The organism is Ruegeria sp. CE6 (genome assembly GCF_056537485.1).
This window is the reverse complement of the sequence record NZ_JBQFRR010000001.1, coordinates 380,417-397,627: the sequence shown is the minus strand read 5'-3', so window position 1 is coordinate 397,627 and position 17,211 is coordinate 380,417. Positions and strand designations below refer to the sequence as shown.

The 17,211-nt window shown below is 56.6% G+C and carries 19 protein-coding genes; 11 read left to right on the top strand and 8 right to left on the bottom strand.

Annotated elements, in window-relative coordinates:
- The first annotated feature begins 177 nt into the window (after nucleotides 1-177).
- The 7 genes from ACR0DK_RS01930 to ACR0DK_RS01900 all read left to right on the top strand — a co-directional run bounded on the left by ACR0DK_RS01930 (nucleotide 178) and on the right by ACR0DK_RS01900 (nucleotide 6,303).
- A complete protein-coding gene (locus tag ACR0DK_RS01930) occupies nucleotides 178-738 on the top strand; it encodes a F0F1 ATP synthase subunit delta (protein ID WP_170392445.1) in 561 nt (186 codons plus the stop codon).
- On the top strand, nucleotides 739-2,277 hold the full coding sequence (gene atpA, locus ACR0DK_RS01925; RefSeq protein WP_170392443.1) for a F0F1 ATP synthase subunit alpha: 1,539 nt from the start codon (nucleotides 739-741) through the stop codon (nucleotides 2,275-2,277). It begins immediately after the preceding gene.
- Between the two features lie 15 nt (nucleotides 2,278-2,292).
- Nucleotides 2,293-3,171, top strand: coding sequence for a F0F1 ATP synthase subunit gamma (locus tag ACR0DK_RS01920; RefSeq protein WP_170392441.1), 879 nt, complete (start codon nucleotides 2,293-2,295; stop codon nucleotides 3,169-3,171).
- 20 nt (nucleotides 3,172-3,191) lie between these two features.
- Nucleotides 3,192-4,616, top strand: coding sequence for a F0F1 ATP synthase subunit beta (gene atpD / locus ACR0DK_RS01915; protein ID WP_039537698.1), 1,425 nt, complete (start codon nucleotides 3,192-3,194; stop codon nucleotides 4,614-4,616).
- 12 nt (nucleotides 4,617-4,628) lie between these two features.
- The gene (locus ACR0DK_RS01910) at nucleotides 4,629-5,039 is read left to right on the top strand and encodes a F0F1 ATP synthase subunit epsilon (protein ID WP_170420547.1); all 411 of its coding nucleotides are present in this window, start codon (nucleotides 4,629-4,631) and stop codon (nucleotides 5,037-5,039) included.
- A gap of 117 nt (nucleotides 5,040-5,156) precedes the next feature.
- Nucleotides 5,157-5,507, top strand: coding sequence for an H-type lectin domain-containing protein (locus ACR0DK_RS01905; protein ID WP_170594556.1), 351 nt, complete (start codon nucleotides 5,157-5,159; stop codon nucleotides 5,505-5,507).
- Between the two features lie 103 nt (nucleotides 5,508-5,610).
- Complete coding sequence (locus tag ACR0DK_RS01900; protein ID WP_170564154.1) at nucleotides 5,611-6,303, top strand: nitroreductase family protein; 693 nt, start codon at nucleotides 5,611-5,613, stop codon at nucleotides 6,301-6,303.
- A 51-nt stretch (nucleotides 6,304-6,354) separates the two neighbouring features.
- Here the strand turns inward: ACR0DK_RS01900 and ACR0DK_RS01895 are convergent, their stop codons facing one another.
- Nucleotides 6,355-7,374, bottom strand: coding sequence for a ribose-phosphate pyrophosphokinase (locus ACR0DK_RS01895; protein ID WP_170392433.1), 1,020 nt, complete (start codon nucleotides 7,372-7,374; stop codon nucleotides 6,355-6,357).
- 108 nt (nucleotides 7,375-7,482) lie between these two features.
- On the opposite strand from ACR0DK_RS01895, the gene ACR0DK_RS01890 reads away from it, so the two are divergent.
- Complete coding sequence (locus ACR0DK_RS01890; protein ID WP_480734637.1) at nucleotides 7,483-8,082, top strand: DsbA family protein; 600 nt, start codon at nucleotides 7,483-7,485, stop codon at nucleotides 8,080-8,082.
- Between the two features lie 19 nt (nucleotides 8,083-8,101).
- Here the strand turns inward: ACR0DK_RS01890 and ACR0DK_RS01885 are convergent, their stop codons facing one another.
- The 7 genes from ACR0DK_RS01885 to ACR0DK_RS01855 form a co-directional block, all read right to left on the bottom strand.
- Entirely contained in the window at nucleotides 8,102-9,136 is a 1,035-nt protein-coding gene (locus ACR0DK_RS01885; RefSeq protein WP_170636075.1) for a threonine aldolase family protein, read from the bottom strand.
- Nucleotides 9,136-9,609 (bottom strand): YcgN family cysteine cluster protein, encoded by a 474-nt coding sequence (locus ACR0DK_RS01880; protein ID WP_170392426.1) that lies wholly within the window; start codon nucleotides 9,607-9,609, stop codon nucleotides 9,136-9,138. Before ACR0DK_RS01880 ends, ACR0DK_RS01885 begins: the two co-directional genes overlap by 1 nt.
- Nucleotides 9,606-10,538 (bottom strand): bifunctional riboflavin kinase/FAD synthetase, encoded by a 933-nt coding sequence (locus ACR0DK_RS01875; protein ID WP_480734635.1) that lies wholly within the window; start codon nucleotides 10,536-10,538, stop codon nucleotides 9,606-9,608. The genes ACR0DK_RS01880 and ACR0DK_RS01875 overlap by 4 nt, the downstream gene beginning before the upstream one ends.
- 60 nt (nucleotides 10,539-10,598) lie before the next feature.
- A complete protein-coding gene (locus ACR0DK_RS01870; RefSeq protein WP_074736482.1) occupies nucleotides 10,599-11,042 on the bottom strand; it encodes a MaoC family dehydratase in 444 nt (147 codons plus the stop codon).
- 100 nt (nucleotides 11,043-11,142) lie between these two features.
- Nucleotides 11,143-12,018 carry a TIGR01459 family HAD-type hydrolase gene (locus tag ACR0DK_RS01865; protein ID WP_480734634.1) on the bottom strand — a complete coding sequence of 292 codons (876 nt, stop codon included), beginning with the start codon at nucleotides 12,016-12,018 and terminating at the stop codon, nucleotides 11,143-11,145.
- Between the two features lie 197 nt (nucleotides 12,019-12,215).
- Complete coding sequence (locus tag ACR0DK_RS01860; RefSeq protein WP_170420563.1) at nucleotides 12,216-13,136, bottom strand: manganese-dependent inorganic pyrophosphatase; 921 nt, start codon at nucleotides 13,134-13,136, stop codon at nucleotides 12,216-12,218.
- 99 nt (nucleotides 13,137-13,235) lie between these two features.
- Entirely contained in the window at nucleotides 13,236-14,216 is a 981-nt protein-coding gene (locus ACR0DK_RS01855; RefSeq protein WP_480734633.1) for a TraB/GumN family protein, read from the bottom strand.
- A 121-nt stretch (nucleotides 14,217-14,337) separates the two neighbouring features.
- On the opposite strand from ACR0DK_RS01855, the gene ACR0DK_RS01850 reads away from it, so the two are divergent.
- From ACR0DK_RS01850 to groL, 3 genes are all read left to right on the top strand, one after another.
- On the top strand, nucleotides 14,338-15,012 hold the full coding sequence (locus tag ACR0DK_RS01850; protein ID WP_170594561.1) for a DUF2161 family putative PD-(D/E)XK-type phosphodiesterase: 675 nt from the start codon (nucleotides 14,338-14,340) through the stop codon (nucleotides 15,010-15,012).
- 175 nt (nucleotides 15,013-15,187) lie between these two features.
- Nucleotides 15,188-15,475, top strand: a complete 288-nt coding sequence (gene groES / locus ACR0DK_RS01845) for a co-chaperone GroES (protein WP_010441779.1) — start codon at nucleotides 15,188-15,190, stop codon at nucleotides 15,473-15,475.
- A 55-nt stretch (nucleotides 15,476-15,530) separates the two neighbouring features.
- Nucleotides 15,531-17,174 carry a chaperonin GroEL gene (gene groL, locus ACR0DK_RS01840; RefSeq protein WP_223116848.1) on the top strand — a complete coding sequence of 548 codons (1,644 nt, stop codon included), beginning with the start codon at nucleotides 15,531-15,533 and terminating at the stop codon, nucleotides 17,172-17,174.
- Nucleotides 17,175-17,211: the final 37 nt, after the last annotated feature.

Sequence of the window (17,211 nt, the reverse complement as noted above, 5' to 3'; positions counted from 1 at the left end):
ATGAAAAATAATAATTTGTGGATAAAACTGTTACCGCTATAGCGTATTGCTTGGTTGGAACACCTCTGCTACATCCCCGGTGATTTTGATCCCCGCCCTAAATGGACGGGGTTTCCTCACGCCCCAAGGTAGCGGCCGCTACTCAAAATCGGGGCCTCAAATATCGGAAGGGTGGACGTGTCCGAACCAGCTTCGATTTCCACTGGCATCGCCGAGCGCTATGCCACCGCGATCTTCGAGATCGCTAAAGAGAATAACGACCTTGCAGGTCTGGAAACAGGAATCAACGATCTGGCAGCAGCATTGGGTGACAGCGCTGAATTGCGCGACCTGATCGCATCGCCTTTGGTTTCGCGCGCCGAACAGGAAAGCGCAATCACCGCTGTTGCGGACAAGATGGGCCTGCATGCCATCCTGCGCAATACGCTGGGTCTGATGGCGCAGAAACGTCGTCTGTTCGTTGTACCGCAACTGGTGCAGGTTCTACGCGACATGCTGGCTGACGAGCGTGGCGAGGTGACCGCCGATGTCGCCTCGGCCAAGGCGCTCACCAAGACCCAAATGGATAAACTGTCCAAGACGCTGTCCGAGCGTGTGGGCAAGACCGTGACAATCAATGCGACCGTTGATGAAAGCCTCATCGGCGGTCTTGTCGTTAAAGTGGGCTCGAAAATGATCGATAGCTCGATCCGTTCGAAGCTGAACTCCCTACAGAATGCAATGAAAGAGGTCGGATAAATGGGAATCCAAGCTGCAGAGATTTCTGCAATCCTGAAGGACCAGATCAAGAATTTTGGTCAGGAAGCCGAAGTGGCCGAGATCGGCCGCGTGCTGAGCGTCGGTGACGGGATTGCCCGTGTATACGGCCTGGACAATGTGCAAGCCGGTGAGATGGTCGAATTCCCCGGTGGCATCATGGGCATGGCCCTGAACCTGGAAAGCGACAACGTCGGTGTCGTTATCTTCGGTTCCGATCGTGACATCAAAGAAGGTGACACTGTTAAGCGCACCAACTCGATCGTGGACGTTCCGATTGGTGACGAGCTGCTGGGCCGCGTTGTTGACGGTCTGGGCAACCCGCTGGACGGCAAAGGCCCGATCAACGCGACCAAGCGTGGCGTTGCAGACGTTAAAGCGCCGGGCATCATTCCGCGTAAATCGGTTCACGAGCCGATGGCAACCGGCCTGAAATCGGTTGACGCAATGATCCCAATCGGCCGTGGCCAGCGTGAGCTGATCATTGGTGACCGTCAGACCGGTAAAACCGCCGTTGCTCTGGACGCGATCCTGAACCAGAAAGTTTACAACGACGCAGCAGGCGACGACGAGTCGAAGAAGCTGTACTGCGTGTACGTTGCGATCGGTCAAAAGCGTTCGACCGTTGCTCAGCTGGTGAAGAAACTGGAAGAGTCCGGCGCGATCGACTACTCGATCGTTGTGGCGGCAACCGCGTCCGACCCGGCACCGATGCAGTTCCTTGCACCTTACGCCGCAACCGCGATGGCCGAATACTTCCGCGACAACGGCCGCCACGCGTTGATCATCTATGATGACCTGTCGAAGCAGGCTGTGTCCTATCGTCAGATGTCGCTGCTGCTGCGCCGTCCGCCCGGACGTGAAGCCTATCCTGGCGACGTTTTCTACCTCCACTCGCGTCTGTTGGAACGTTCGGCAAAGCTGAACGAAGACTTCGGTGCGGGCTCGCTGACCGCTCTGCCGGTTATCGAAACTCAAGGTGGTGACGTTTCGGCGTTTATTCCGACCAACGTGATCTCGATCACCGACGGCCAGATCTTCCTGGAAACCGAACTGTTCTACCAAGGCATCCGCCCTGCTGTGAACACCGGTCTGTCGGTTTCGCGTGTGGGCTCCTCGGCTCAGACCAACTCGATGAAGTCGGTTGCCGGTCCGGTTAAGCTGGAGCTGGCTCAGTACCGCGAAATGGCTGCCTTTGCGCAGTTTGGTTCTGACCTCGACGCCGCGACCCAGCAGCTGCTGAACCGTGGTGCGCGTCTGACCGAGCTGATGAAACAGCCGCAGTACTCGCCGCTGACCAACGCCGAAATCGTCTGCGTTATCTTCGCCGGTACCAACGGTTACCTCGACAAGATCGACGTGTCCGATGTTGGCCGATACGAAGCCGGCCTGCTGGCGCACCTGCGTGGCAAGCACGCGGATCTGCTTCAGTGGATCACGGACGAAGATCCCAAGATCAAGGGTGACGCTTCCGACAAGATCAAGGCTGCGCTGGACGAATACGCCGCAACCTTCGCTTAAGGGAGAGGCGGGCATATGCCAAATCTTAAGGACCTTAAAAACAGGATCGAGTCGGTCAAATCGACCCGCAAGATCACCAAGGCCATGCAGATGGTCGCGGCAGCAAAACTGCGCCGCGCCCAGGAATCTGCCGAAGCCTCGCGTCCCTATGCCGAGCGGTTCAATGCCGTGATGGCGGGACTGGCGGCTTCGGTCGGGGGCAGCGACAGCGCCCCCAAGCTGCTCCGTGGCACGGGCAGTGATGATGTCCATCTGCTGGTTGTCATGACAGCTGAACGCGGCCTGTGTGGCGGCTTCAACTCGAACATCGCCAAGCTCGCTCGCCAAAAGGCGGACGAGTTGCGCGCCAAAGGCAAGACGGTCAAGGTTTTGACCGTCGGCAAAAAAGGCCGCGACGCGCTCAAGCGTGATTTTAGCGATCTGTTCGTTGGACATATCGACCTGAGCGAGGTCAAGCGTCTGGGGTATTCCAACGCGCAAGACATCGCCAAGGACGTCCTGTCTCGTTTCGACGGGGGTGAGTTCGACGTTGCCACGATCTTCTACTCGAAGTTCGTCAACGTTGTGACCCAGATCCCGACGGCACAGCAGGTCATCCCCGCCTCGTTCGAAGACGAAGCGACGGGTGACGACAGCGGTGCGGTATTCGACTACGAGCCCAGCGAAGAGGCCATCTTGGCCGACCTGCTGCCCAAGGGGGTTGCCACCGCGATCTTCTCGGCTCTGCTCGAAAACGGAGCGTCTGAACAGGGTGCACGGATGTCCGCAATGGACAACGCGACACGCAACGCGGGTGAGATGATCGACAAGCTGACGATCCAGTTCAACCGCTCGCGTCAGGCCGTGATCACCAACGAGCTGATTGAAATTATTTCCGGCGCCGAAGCGCTGTAGAGACATACCGGAGACGAAACATGGCGAATGCAAAAGGCAAAGTCACACAGATCATCGGGGCCGTCGTCGACGTGCACTTCGAAGATCAGCTGCCTGAAATTCTGAACGCGCTGGAAACCACCAACAACGGCAAGCGCCTGGTGTTGGAAGTTGCTCAGCACCTGGGTGAAAACACCGTCCGTACCATCGCGATGGACGCGACCGAGGGTCTGGTCCGCGGCGAAGCCGTGACCGACACTGGCGCACCGATCTCGGTTCCGGTTGGTAACGCCACTCTGGGCCGCATCCTGAACGTGGTTGGCGAGCCGATCGACGAAAAAGGCCCGGTTGAAGCAACCGAAGCCCGTGCGATCCACCAGCCTGCACCGACTTTTGACGAACAGTCAACCGAGTCGGAAGTTCTGGTAACCGGCATCAAGGTTGTTGACCTGCTGGCCCCATACGCCAAAGGCGGTAAGATCGGCCTGTTCGGCGGCGCCGGCGTTGGTAAAACCGTTCTGATCATGGAACTGATCAACAACATCGCAAAAGTGCACTCGGGCTTCTCGGTGTTCGCGGGTGTTGGTGAACGGACCCGTGAAGGCAACGACCTGTACCACGAGATGATCGAATCGAACGTTATTAAACCGGACAACCTGTCGGAATCGCAGGTGGCCCTGGTTTACGGTCAGATGAACGAACCTCCCGGAGCACGTGCACGTGTTGCGCTGACCGGTCTGACGCTGGCCGAACAGTTCCGCGACCAGTCCGGTACCGACGTTCTGTTCTTCGTCGACAACATCTTCCGTTTCACGCAGGCGGGTTCTGAGGTTTCGGCTCTGCTAGGTCGTATTCCTTCGGCTGTGGGCTATCAGCCGACGCTGGCGACTGACATGGGCGCTCTGCAGGAACGCATCACCTCGACCAAGTCGGGCTCGATCACGTCCGTGCAGGCCATTTATGTTCCTGCAGACGACCTTACCGACCCTGCGCCAGCAACCTCGTTTGCTCACTTGGACGCGACCACCGTTCTTAACCGTGCGATCTCGGAAAAGGGTATCTACCCGGCGGTTGACCCGCTCGACTCGACCTCGCGTCTGCTCGACCCGGCCATCGTTGGTGAAGAGCACTACAAGGTCGCAACCGACGTTCAGCAGATTCTCCAGCGCTACAAGTCGCTGCAGGACATCATCGCCATCCTCGGCATGGACGAACTGTCGGAAGAGGACAAACTGACCGTGGCACGTGCCCGTAAGATCGAGCGCTTCCTGTCGCAGCCGTTCGACGTGGCCGAAGTCTTCACCGGTTCGCCGGGCGTTCAGGTTCCTCTGGATGTGACCATCGCGTCGTTCAAAGCGGTTGTCGCTGGCGAATACGATCACCTGCCCGAAGCGGCCTTCCTGATGGTTGGCGGCATCGAAGAAGTGATCGCCAAAGCGGAGAAGATGGCCGCAGAAGCCGCCTAAGGAGTATCCCTGATGGCAAACACGATGCAATTCGACCTCGTCAGCCCCGAGCGGAGCCTTGCTTCGCTCGAGGCCACCGCGGTCCAGATTCCCGGCGCGGACGGGGACATGACGGCAATGCCCGATCATGCCCCCACAATTACAACTCTGCGCCCGGGCATCCTGAAGGTCGAAGCACCCCAAGGCTCCAGCGAATACCTGGTCACCGGTGGGTTTGCTCAGATCAATGGTGATGGCCTGTCGGTTCTGGCCGAAAAGGCCATTCCGGTTGCTGAAGTAACACGTTCGCATCTGGACGATCTGATCGCTGACGCCCGCGCCTCGCACGAGGCAGCCAAGGCCGGTGACGATCAGACCATCGTCGACGATGCTGCAAAGTTGCTGGCTGACATGGAAGCTCTAGGAACGCATATGAGCCTGTAAGGGTTCATGACATTCTGATCACTTGGAACGGCCCCGTATCCGCGGGGCCGTTTTTTTGTCGTGATTTTGCCATTCGCTGAAGTTAAGCTGCAGGAATTGAACAATAAAAGACGATATATGAAAAAGTTTCAAACCCATCCCATCGGCATTGATCAGGGCGAGGAGGTCTTGTTTTCCGATTTCGCCGATGGTGGCGTGATGTGGACTGGTGAGGGCCCGCGTGAGCGTCGCGTAAGCGTCCGTTTTTCAGAAGTGTTCCGCTCTGTGCCAATCATCCAGATAGGCGTGGTACTTTGGGATGTGGATACGTCTTCCGCTTTACGGGCTGAAGTTCAGGCCGAAGATATAACGCCGGAAGGATTCAATGCGGTGTTTCGCACCTGGTCCGATACGCGTATCGCCAGAATTCGGGTGAGTTGGACCGCAATTGGAGATGTTTCGCATGAAGACGATTGGGATATCTCGTGAAGCAGGCCTGTTCGTGACATAAGATTGCGCACCTTCGCGCGTCGTCCCATAAAGAAGACTGGCCATCCCAAATAGCGGCTAACGCAACCGGAGTATCTTATAGGTGTTTGCACGAGATCATATCGAATACGAGGCCCTGGACCTTCCGGATCGTATGGACTTGTCTGATGAAGAAATGCTGGCCGAAGCGCGAGCGTTCTACAACAAGATGAAACGCCGCCATACCGTGCGTGACTATTCGGACCGGCCCGTCGAGCGCACGGTCATCGAAGAGTGCATTCGCGCAGCCGGAACAGCGCCCTCAGGGGCCAATCATCAGCCCTGGCACTTTGTGGCCATCTCGAACCCTGAGATGAAACGCCGTATTCGGGAAGAGGCAGAAGCTGAGGAGCGCAGGTTTTATGAAGGCGGTGCCGGAGATGAATGGCTGAAGGCGCTTGAACCAATCGGGACTAACGATCAGAAGCCGCATCTGGAAGACGCACCGTGGCTGATAGTGATTTTCGCCCAACGTTGGGGTCATTTCGATGATGGAGATCGGTTCAAAAACTACTACGTGCCTGAAAGCACGGGAATTGCCACGGGCTTTTTGTTGACGGCGCTGCACCATGCAGGGCTGGTATCGCTGACCCACACACCCAACCCGATGAAATTCCTGAATAAACTGCTAAACCGCCCTGATCATGAAAAGCCTATTATGATCGTAGCTGTAGGCCATCCGCAAGACGACGCGAAGGTGCCAAAAGTTGCAAAGATGAAAAAGCCGTTGGAAGAAATCATGACGGTCGCCGAATAGGCAGGCCGTCATGAATTCAGACATTATCTATGGTAGTCAGCAGTTTTTCGATCAATCCATATGATAAAGTGACTCGTAGATCGGCGTCAGTGTCTTGTCTTCGAACAGCGATGATACACTTGTGCCGTTCCAAATGTTCAGGATCGCCTGCGTAAAGATCGGCGCGGTGGGTACGATGCGGATGTTGGCGGCCTTGTTGATCTCGGCCGTAGGCTGGATCGTGTCCGATAGGACCAGAGATTTCATCACCGAATTGGTCACACGTTCAACCGCCGGTCCACTCATGACACCGTGGGTGATGTAAGAGTGTACTTCCTTGGCGCCGTTATCCATCAGCACCTGGGCAGCTTTGCACAGAGTGCCAGCGGTATCGCAAATGTCATCGACGATCAGGCAGATTTTGTCTTTCACATCACCAATGACAGTCATCTCGGCCACTTCGCCTGCCTTCTCGCGGCGTTTGTCGACGATCGAAAGTGGTGCATTGATGCGTTTGGCCAGTTCGCGGGCGCGGGCCACACCGCCGACATCTGGCGAGACCACCATCAGGTCGTCCATCTGATCCTTGAATTGTTTCTTCACATCCAGGGCAAAGATCGGAGAGGCATAAAGGTTGTCCACCGGCATGTCGAAAAAGCCCTGAATCTGGGCTGCGTGCAGATCCATAGTTAGAATCCGTTCGATACCCGCACCAGTCAGCATGTTTGCCACCAGCTTGGCGCTGATTGGTGTGCGCGCCTTGGTGCGGCGGTCCTGACGGGCGTACCCGAAATACGGAATGACAGCGGTGATCCGGGCTGCGGATGAACGGCGCAGCGCATCTGCGATGATCAGCAGCTCCATCAGATTGTCATTGGCGGGGTTCGAGGTTGGTTGAACGATAAACATATCCTCACCGCGCACATTCTCGAAAACCTCGACGAAAATCTCTCCGTCGTTGAACCGTTCGACCCGAGCATCGACCAGCCCCTGGTCAACGCCGCGATGCAGGCTCATGCGACGTGCAATGGTTTCGGCAAGCGGAAGATTGGCGTTCCCAGCGATAAGCTTGGGTTCGTGAAGTGTCGGCATCGGCTGATTTTCCCCGGGCAGCAGTGGCAATGTGACAGATTCGTGATGTTGACACCGCTTAGCATGGGTCTACCGTCCCGCAAAGATAACGCAGCGGAGAAAGTGAACATGGCCCAGATTGACTACTTTTTTGCGACACTCTCGCCCTATTCCTATCTGGCGGGAATGCGCCTTGAAGAGATCGCGGCAAAACACGGTGCGACGATCAACTATAAACCTTTGGATATTGTTGCCCTGTTCGGCCGGACAGGTGGAACGCCACCAAAAGACCGACATATATCTCGCATCGAATACCGCGCGCAGGAATTGGTGCGCCAAGCGCGCAGTCTGGATATGCCGTTGAACCTGCAGCCTGCGCACTGGCCGACGAACATGGCACCGTCCTCTTACGCTGTGATCGCAGCAGTACAGGATGGATCAGGTGATGTGGGTAAACTTTGCCATTCCTTCTTGCGTGCCTGCTGGGCAGAAGAAAAGGACATCTCTGATGATGGCGTGATCCGGGATTGCCTGGAACAGGCAGGATTTAATCCAAATCTAGCTGATAGTGGCCTGTTGGTAGGTGCGGAAACCTACGCCGCAAATCTGGAAGAAGCCGTGGACCGGGGTGTTTTCGGGGCACCATTTTACATCACACCGGACGATCAGAGGTTCTGGGGACAGGACCGTCTTGATGATCTGGACAAGCATCTGGCTGAGATGAAATAGCCGGGGCAGGGAGGCACGGCTACAAGAGGTTCAGAAACCGATCGATCTGCTCGGTTCCGATGGACCAGTCACAGACAAGGCGGCAGGCCAGCATCTCGTCTTCGTCGTCACCGTCCAACGTATCGCCCCACAGGTGATAGACGGCGCCGGCCTCGTGCAGGCGCTTGTGTTGGCTGCGGGGAAAGCTTGCGAAAATCATGTTTGCCTGGGGTTCATGCAGGAATTCTGCCCCGACTGCCCGCAGACCATCCGCCAATCGCGCGCAATTGGCATTCGCTTTGCGAGCTGATTTCAGCCACAGGTCATCCTGCAGATAAGCAGCCATCTGGGCCGACAGATAACGGTGCTTGGAAAACAGGTGCGCCCCGCGCTTGCGCCGCAGCTCGAACTCCCAAGCTTTGCTTTCGTCGAAGAAGATTACGGCCTCGACACCCATCAGCCCGTTTTTGGTGCCGCCAAAGCTGACTGCGTCAACACCAGATTTCCACGTCATCTCTGCCGGTGAGCAATTCAAAGCGACCAGAGCGTTAGTGAAGCGTGCACCATCCATATGCACCGGCAACCCATACTTCTTGGCAACGCCACACAAGGCTTGAAGTTCGGCAAGCGAGTAAACCGAGCCACGCTCGGTCACCTGAGTGATCGAGACAGGCCCGCGCTGCGGACCATGCACGCCGCGGGTTTCTTCCCCCTCAATGGACTTGGTCAATGCTTCGGGGGTCATCTTGTCGCCACCCGGCACCAGAGTCAGTTTCGCGCCGGTGTAGAATTCGGGAGCATTGCACTCATCCTCATGGATATGAGCAACGGGTGAACAGAACACGGTTTCCCACGGCTTGCTCAGCGTTGCCAACGCCAGTGAATTAGCTGCCGTTCCCGTAGCGACCAGATAAACTGCCGCACCCGGTGCTTCGAAAATGCCGCGGATTTGGTCGCGCACTTCGTTCATCAAGGTGTCGGCGCCATAAGCCATCTGATAGCCCTGATTGGCTTCGGCCAATGCGGCCAGAACTTCGGGATGAACAGGCCCGGAATTATCAGAGGCAAAATGCATTAATTCGGCTCCTCGATGATGTAGTCTTCCCACTCTTCCATGGGCGTTTCGAATTCAGATACGGTTCGCCGCTGCACGGAGACTCCGGCGGTGTGAACGCTTTCAGGCGTACCTGATAGCAAAGGGTGCCAGTCGTAAAGCGGTTTGCCTTCCCAGAGCAGTCGATAGGCGCAAGTCTGGGGCAGCCAATAGGCATGGTTGTCGATGTTGTCGGGTGTCATGACGATGCATTCGGGCACGAATTGGTGGCGGATATCATATTGGGTGCACCGGCAAGTTTCGTCATCCAGCAGGCGACAGGCAACACAGGTCAATGCGACCTCGCCCGTATCTTCGTCTTCCAGCTTGTTCAGACAGCATTTTCCGCAACCATCGCACAGGGCCTCCCACTCACGCTGGTTCATCTTGCGCAGCGGCTTGCATTCCCAGAATCGGGGCGCGAGGCCAGCTCGATCGATTGGATCCGTAGTCATGTACTGGCCAGTATCTCTCTCGCGCGCGCGCAATCGGCATCCATCTGCGAGATCAACCCGTCGAGGCCGTCGAATGTCATTTCGAGCCGCAGATAGTCGACCAGACCAACGGACAGCGTGGCACCGTAAAGATCACCTGAGAAATTGAACAGAAATGTCTCGATGTTAGGAACCTCGCCTTGGAACATGGGCCGGGTCCCGACCGATGCCGCCCCGTGATAGCTGCCCTGATGCGGGCCATCCAGGACGTCGACCAAAACTGCATAAACGCCGAATCTTGGAGGGTGCAGTCCTTCGATCGACATATTGGCTGTCGGGTACCCCAACTCTCGTCCGCGTTGCTCGCCTCCGACGACCTCACCCTCAATCCGGTGCCAGTGCCCCAGCATTGTTGCCGCATCGCGCGGGCGCCCCTCTGACAGAGCTGTCCGGATCGCAGTCGACGAAACCACATTCTCGGTGCGCTCCAACAGGGGCGCGATGGTCACACCGAACCCCATCTCTTCGCCAAAGCGAACCAGGTCCTGAGGGTTACCGCTGCGCCCTTTGCCAAAACAAAAATCGGCACCCACGACAACATGAGAAAGCCCCAGACCATCGCATATGACATTCCTCGCAAAAGCTTCGGGCGTCATTCCCGCGAGCGTTGAATTAAAAGGCAGTTCATAAAGCTTCTGCACGCCGAGTTTTTCCAGCCGGTGCGCGCGCGCATTGCCGCGCATCAGACGAAAGGGCGGTGCCTCTGGGGAAAAATACTCTCGTGGATGCGGCTCAAATGTCATGACCCCCAGCGGCGCGTTCAATTCAGCATTGCGCGCCAACTCGATGACGGATTGATGGCCAAGATGAACACCGTCAAAGTTCCCGATGGCGACACTTGCGCCTCGGTCTTCTGGTTCAACAAACTGGAAGTCCCGGATGATATGCATGCGGCTTGCCTAGCGGGACTGCCCGTCAGGTTCAAGCCGCAGTTCGATTAAGGTGGATTATCAGTCGAACTTGCGGCTCGGAGCCAGCACCATGGCCTCACCCACCAACACTTTCTTTCCGTCAACTGCGCAGTGGCAATCCAGTTTCACCCGACGTTTGGCAAAATCGATATCGATCACCTTGACCTCGGCATAAACCATGTCGCCCGGACGCACCGGCGCCAGAAATTTAAGCGATTGTCCCATGTACACGGTTCCATGTCCGGGCAGCTGCTCTCCGATCACGGCAGAGATCAGGCCGGCGGTCAGCATGCCATGCGCAATACGTCCTTCGAATATCGTATCGCGGGCATAGTCATCATCCAGATGAACCGGATTCCGGTCGGTCGATACTTGAGCGAACATCTCGATATCTTCATCGGTCACGACTTTGCGCAAGTGCCGCGACATGCCCATTTCGATGTCTTCGATGCAAATCGTTCCGCGCGGAAGGTTGTCCAACATGCTGCCCTCATTCGAGATCGAAAGAGCAACAAAAGACCATCATCTGCCGCTCGTCGGCAACTTTATTACTTCGCAGTTGCAGAAAATCAAGTCTTTTTTGCTATCTCAGGCGACCAATCGAATAGGTTGGATTGATCTGTTCCTTCTCGTTATGAGCTTTCAACGCGTCTTCGTCTGGATGATGTGATGTTTTGGTTTCTGCGGCTGCCAAACCGCCGGTGATGAAGAGGGTATCAATGCCTTCCCCCATGCCTCCAGCGATATCTGTTTGCGGCCCGTCCCCTATGGCAAGTATTTCAGAATCCGACACATCAACCCCAATCGCCTGCAACCTGCGCCGGGCCAGATCGTAGATCGGCGGGTGTGGCTTACCGAAATATAGGCTTTCACCACCCATCTCCGTATAAAGTCGGGCCAAAGCACCTGCGCACCATTCGCGCGTTTCGCCTCGGTCCACCACGATGTCTGGATTGGCGCAGAGCAGTTTCATCCCTTTCTGCTTGGCATAAAGAAAGTCGGGCCGGTTCACATCCGGGTCCGCCATCGGGTCGAACGGGCCGCAACACACGATGCCTTCGGCCGCGTCCAGCGGAACGCGTTCAATATGGATCGGATGATCCAGCAGTTTCAGGGGTTCAAAAAAACCGGCATCCCGCTGCCATTCCCCCATGAAGTAGACTTTTTCGCCAATCGCCCCGCGAAACATCGCTGAACGCGCCGAATCACCGCTGGTTGCAATCGTGTCATAGGCATCCGCTGGCACATTGAATTGTAAAAGCTGCTCGGCAACCCCGGCCCGAGGCTTGGGGGAATTGGTTACAAGAACCACCGTGCCTCCGGCTTTGCGATAAGCTTGCAGTGCCGCGACGGCCTCGGGGTAGGCTGTGATCCCGTTGTGGACGCATCCCCACAAATCAACGAATAACGCTTTGTAGCGGTCAGAGATTTCAGCGAGTGAAGAAACGATCTGGGTCATGGCGCGCCTCGTGCAGCAGGGAATGCGAGATGTCAAAGCCTATGGCAGAGCGCGGGGGGATTGGCCAGAGGTGCAGCCCAAGGCGGAGCGACCGAAATCTGTTTCCCTTGTTCATCTGGCCAAAAATATCTCGGAGCGCGAGGCAGAGCCTCGCAAAAAAAAAGCGCCCGGTTTCGGGCGCCTTTGATGATCTAATTTCAAACCTTGAGGTTCGGAATGATCTGCTTTTTCCGGCTCATCACGCCGGGCAACACAACCGCGTCACCGTCCACGGTTGCGCCAAAGCTCTTCTCAGCGACGCTTTTCACCAGATCATTTGGAACCAATAGCGTCGCTTCTTCGTTCAAAATATCGACCACGAACAGCAACACCTGATCAACGCCGTCTTCCTTGGCCACATCAGCCATCGAGCTTACGATGCTGTCCTTGCGATCCAGCACGACACCGGGGGCAGTGGTTTCCAGAACCGAGACCCGGAACTTGGTGCCGTCGACTTCGTATTCTTTGCTGTCCATGCGGATCAGTTCGGCGTCCGAGAATGACGATACATCCGATTTTGCTGCAAACATGTCGGCGGCGTAGGCCGAGACATCCAGACCAAGTTCAGCCGCCAGTTTCTCAGCCACGGCGCGGTCGTGCGCGGTGGTTGTGGGTGAGCGGAATTCCAGTGTGTCCGACAGGATGCAGGTCAGCGCGGCACCTTTGATCGCGTCGGGCATCTTGGCGGCGTCGTCACCCATCAGGTCGACCATGATGGTTGCCGTGCAGGCCAGCGGGCGCACAGTGATGTCGATGGGGCCTTTGGTTTCAAGCCCGCCAACCAGTTTGTGGTGGTCGATTATGGCGCGGATATCGGCGCTGTTGATGCTGGCGGGCAGCTCGGCCGGATTGTTGGTGTCGACGATGACAACCGGTGCATCCTCGGCCACGTCCTCGATGATTTGCGGCTTGGGCAGGTCCCAACGCTCAAGCATAAAGGCGGCTTCGGTGTTGGGTTCGCCTAGCAAAACGGGCTGTGCCTGTTCACCTTTCACTTCGTTCAGATACCACGACCACAGGATTGGAGAGCCGGTGGAATCGGTGTCGGGAGATTTGTGGCCAAAAACTAGCGTTGTCATGTCTCGTGTCCTGAAGAATATGGATTTGCGCGCCTTATAGGGTGGTCAAACACGGTTGTCACCCGGAAGCAAACTTGCTGCGACCCTTGGTCTGAAAACCTAGAATTCAGCGCGTTCCAGTGTATATCCGGCTTGCTGTAGCTGGTTCAGTAAGCCGTAGTCGTTGCTCAGATGTCCGGCCCCGACAGCGATCACCGCGGTCTGATCCTTCAGGTCCAGAATCTTTTCCATCCAGTTGGCGTTGCGTTGCACCAGAAGCTGATCCTCGAACCCTTTCCATTCGGCGTTAAACTCTTCTGGTGTCATCCCTGAAGCTTCAAGTCCCTGAATTTTCGCAAGCTCAATGATCGCGGCGTGCTGCTCTTCGATATAGGCGTTCGCCATCGTGATCATTTGGTCGTCCCCGGCCTGCAGCGCCCCGGCCAGCCTGGTCAGTGAGGCCACTTGTTCCTCTAAAGAATGGCTGTCGAACATGGCGATCAGATCCTCGATCCGCTCTAGCGAATACTGGGGTATCCCGTGTTGTTCGGCCAGTTCCGTCAGGCGCGTGTCCATGCCGCGATCAAAGTCTGGGGTATTCATCAGGCAAGGCGGAATGCCCAACATCATGCCTAGAAACCAGGGGCGCATCTTGGCGGCCATCCAGGCGGGAATGCCACGCTCGGCCAGAGTCGCGGACAGCGCTGTCCAATCTTCTTCCGACATCAGGTCAATCAAAGTGGGGCCGGACGTAATCAGGACCGGGCTGAAATCATCGGCCAGATCTTTTTCGAACGCGTCCATTTCGTCCTGTGTGACCTCGAAGAAAAACGCGTCGGCCTGACTCAGAGCTGGCTCCAAGCGCTCGACCACGGGTGCCATGCGGGGGTCGCTGGTGTGGAGGGTGCCGATCAGGTGCAAGACGGTCCCGTCTTTTGTCGCGATCCAGTGGTTGCCCTCCGGAAACGGAATGTCACTGATTGTCTTCTCGAGATCAGCTTGACTTTCGGCCGACAGGTCAAGCCTAAGATCTCTCCCTTCGCAGGCCGCATGGGCGGTAATCGGAAGCAAAAGGCCGAGACAAAAGCTGAGCAAGCGCATATGGAACCTTCCGGAAATGGCGAATATGACCAAGACGTACTCCTGCCTTCTTGTAAGTTGCAATGTAGTTTGTCTTCAAACCGTGGCTGGCAATCCGCGCGAAACTACATAGCATAGCGTTATGAAGCTCGAGCAGGATCTCTATCCACCCATCAAAGCCTTGTTGGAACGTCAGGGATATACCGTGAAAGGTGAGGTTGGCGCCGCCGATATTGTTGCTCTGCGGGATGGGCAGGAGCCGGTGATCGTGGAACTCAAGCTGCGCTTCAGTCTCGCGCTGTTTCATCAGGCCATCACACGACTGAAAATAACCGATCAGGTCTATATTGGGGTCTGTAAACCAAAAGGCCGGGCAGCGAGACGGGCGTTGAAGGATAATCTGGCGCTGTGCCGCCGCCTGGGATTGGGCCTGATCACCGTGCGCTCTGATGGAGCGGTCGAGGTTCAATGCGATCCCGGCCCCTATGCGCCGCGCAAGGATAAGGTCAGGGCTAAGCGATTGCTGCGCGAGTTTGAAAGGTTGCAGGGCGATCCCAATGCGGGCGGTGCCACGCGTCATGGGATCGTAACGGCCTATCGGCAAGATGCGCTAAAATGCGCGGCCCATCTGGCAGAGAACGGAGCGGGCAAGGGGGCCGATGTCGCAAAGGCCACTGGCGTAAGTGCGGCGACACGTTTGATGTACGACAATCATTACGGCTGGTTCGAAAAAGTGGAAAAGGGCGTCTACGCGCTGTCTGAGGCAGGGCAAGAAGGTCTGAAACACTGGGCGTACAGCTGGGATCAGCCAGACTAGGTGCCTTGTTCTTGCCTGCTTATCGCGCCAGGCAAAAAAAATCTTTCACATATTGTTGACTCGCTTCCTGCAACTCCCTAGCTATGCGTCGTTATCACTCATGAGACCCGAGTGCTAACGCCTCGTCAGTCGGCGAGGGGAGGATAACAAACTTTGAGCCCAAGGAGCTGCAAAGATGGCATTGAAACCGCTTCATGACCGTGTGCTGGTTCGTCGCGTAGAAAGCGAAGAGAAAACCGCAGGCGGACTGATCATTCCCGACAGCGCAAAAGAAAAGCCCAGCGAAGGCGAAGTCGTTGCAACCGGCGAAGGCGCGCGCAAGGACAGCGGCGAACTGATCGCAATGGCTGTAAAAGCTGGCGACAAGATCCTGTTCGGCAAATGGTCGGGCACCGAGGTTCAGGTCAACGGCGAAGAGCTGCTGATGATGAAAGAAAGCGACATCATGGGGATCATCGAGTAAGCGTACCCGCTTTCTCTGATCTTCATTTCAACAGATATTCTCAAGGAGAGACAACATGTCTGCAAAGGACGTCAAGTTTGACACCGATGCCCGTAACCGCATGCTGGCCGGTGTAAATGTTCTGGCCGATGCTGTTAAAGTGACCCTGGGCCCGAAAGGCCGCAACGTGGTTCTGGACAAATCCTTTGGCGCGCCGCGCATCACCAAAGACGGTGTTTCGGTTGCCAAGGAAATCGAACTGGAAGACAAGTTCGAAAACATGGGCGCGCAGATGGTGAAAGAAGTCGCCAGCCGCACCAATGACGAAGCCGGCGACGGCACCACCACCGCAACCGTTCTAGCCCAAGCCATCGTTCGCGAAGGTCTGAAGCAGGTTGCTGCTGGCCTGAACCCGATGGACCTGAAGCGCGGCATCGACCTGGCAACTGCCAAGGTTGTCGAAGGCATCAAAGACGCTTCGCGTGAAGTCAAAGACTCGGCAGAAGTTGCTCAGGTTGGCACCATCTCGGCCAACGGCGAAGCCGAAATCGGCCAGCAGATCGCAGACGCGATGCAGAAGGTTGGCAACGAAGGCGTTATTACCGTCGAAGAAAACAAAGGTCTGGAAACCGAGACCGATGTTGTCGAAGGTATGCAGTTCGACCGTGGCTACCTGTCGCCTTACTTCGTCACCAACGCAGACAAGATGATCGCAGAACTCGACGACTGCATGATCCTGCTGCACGAAAAGAAACTGTCCTCGCTGCAGCCGATGGTTCCGCTGCTCGAGCAGGTGATCCAGTCGCAGAAGCCGCTGCTGATCATCGCGGAAGACGTTGAAGGCGAAGCGCTGGCGACCCTCGTGGTCAACAAACTGCGCGGCGGCCTGAAAATTGCTGCTGTCAAAGCACCGGGCTTCGGCGACCGCCGCAAAGCCATGCTGCAGGACATCGCGATCCTGACCGGTGGTCAGGTGATCTCCGAAGATCTGGGCATGAAGCTCGAGTCCGTCACCATGGACATGCTGGGCACCGCCAAGAAGATCGAGATCACCAAAGACGAAACCACCATCGTCGACGGTGCTGGCGAGAAAGCCGAGATCGAAGCACGTGTTGCTCAGATCCGCACTCAGATCGAAGAAACCTCGTCGGATTACGACCGTGAGAAGCTGCAAGAGCGCGTTGCCAAACTGGCAGGCGGTGTTGCCGTTATCCGCGTTGGCGGCATGACCGAAGTTGAAGTGAAAGAGCGTAAGGACCGTGTGGACGATGCTCTGAACGCAACCCGCGCTGCTGTACAAGAAGGCGTTGTTGTGGGCGGTGGTGTTGCTCTGGTTCAGGCCGGTAAAGCACTGGAAGCTCTGGAAGGTGCAAACGCCGACCAGAACGCAGGTATCAACATCGTTCGTAAGGCAATCGAAGCGCCTCTGCGCCAGATCGCCGAGAACGCTGGTGTCGACGGTGCGGTTGTTGCTGGCAAAGTTCGCGAAAGCGACGACGCAGCATTCGGCTTCAACGCTCAGACCGAAGAATATGGCGACATGTTCTCGTTCGGTGTGATCGACCCGGCCAAAGTTGTCCGTACCGCTCTGGAAGATGCGGCATCGGTTGCGGGCCTGCTGGTCACCACCGAAGCAATGGTTGCCGATAAGCCCGCCAAAGAAGGCGCGGCACCAGCCGGCGGCATGCCCGACATGGGCGGCATGGGCGGCATGATGTAAGCTGCTTAAGCCTTAGTGCTTAATAGCGGGGTCGCCT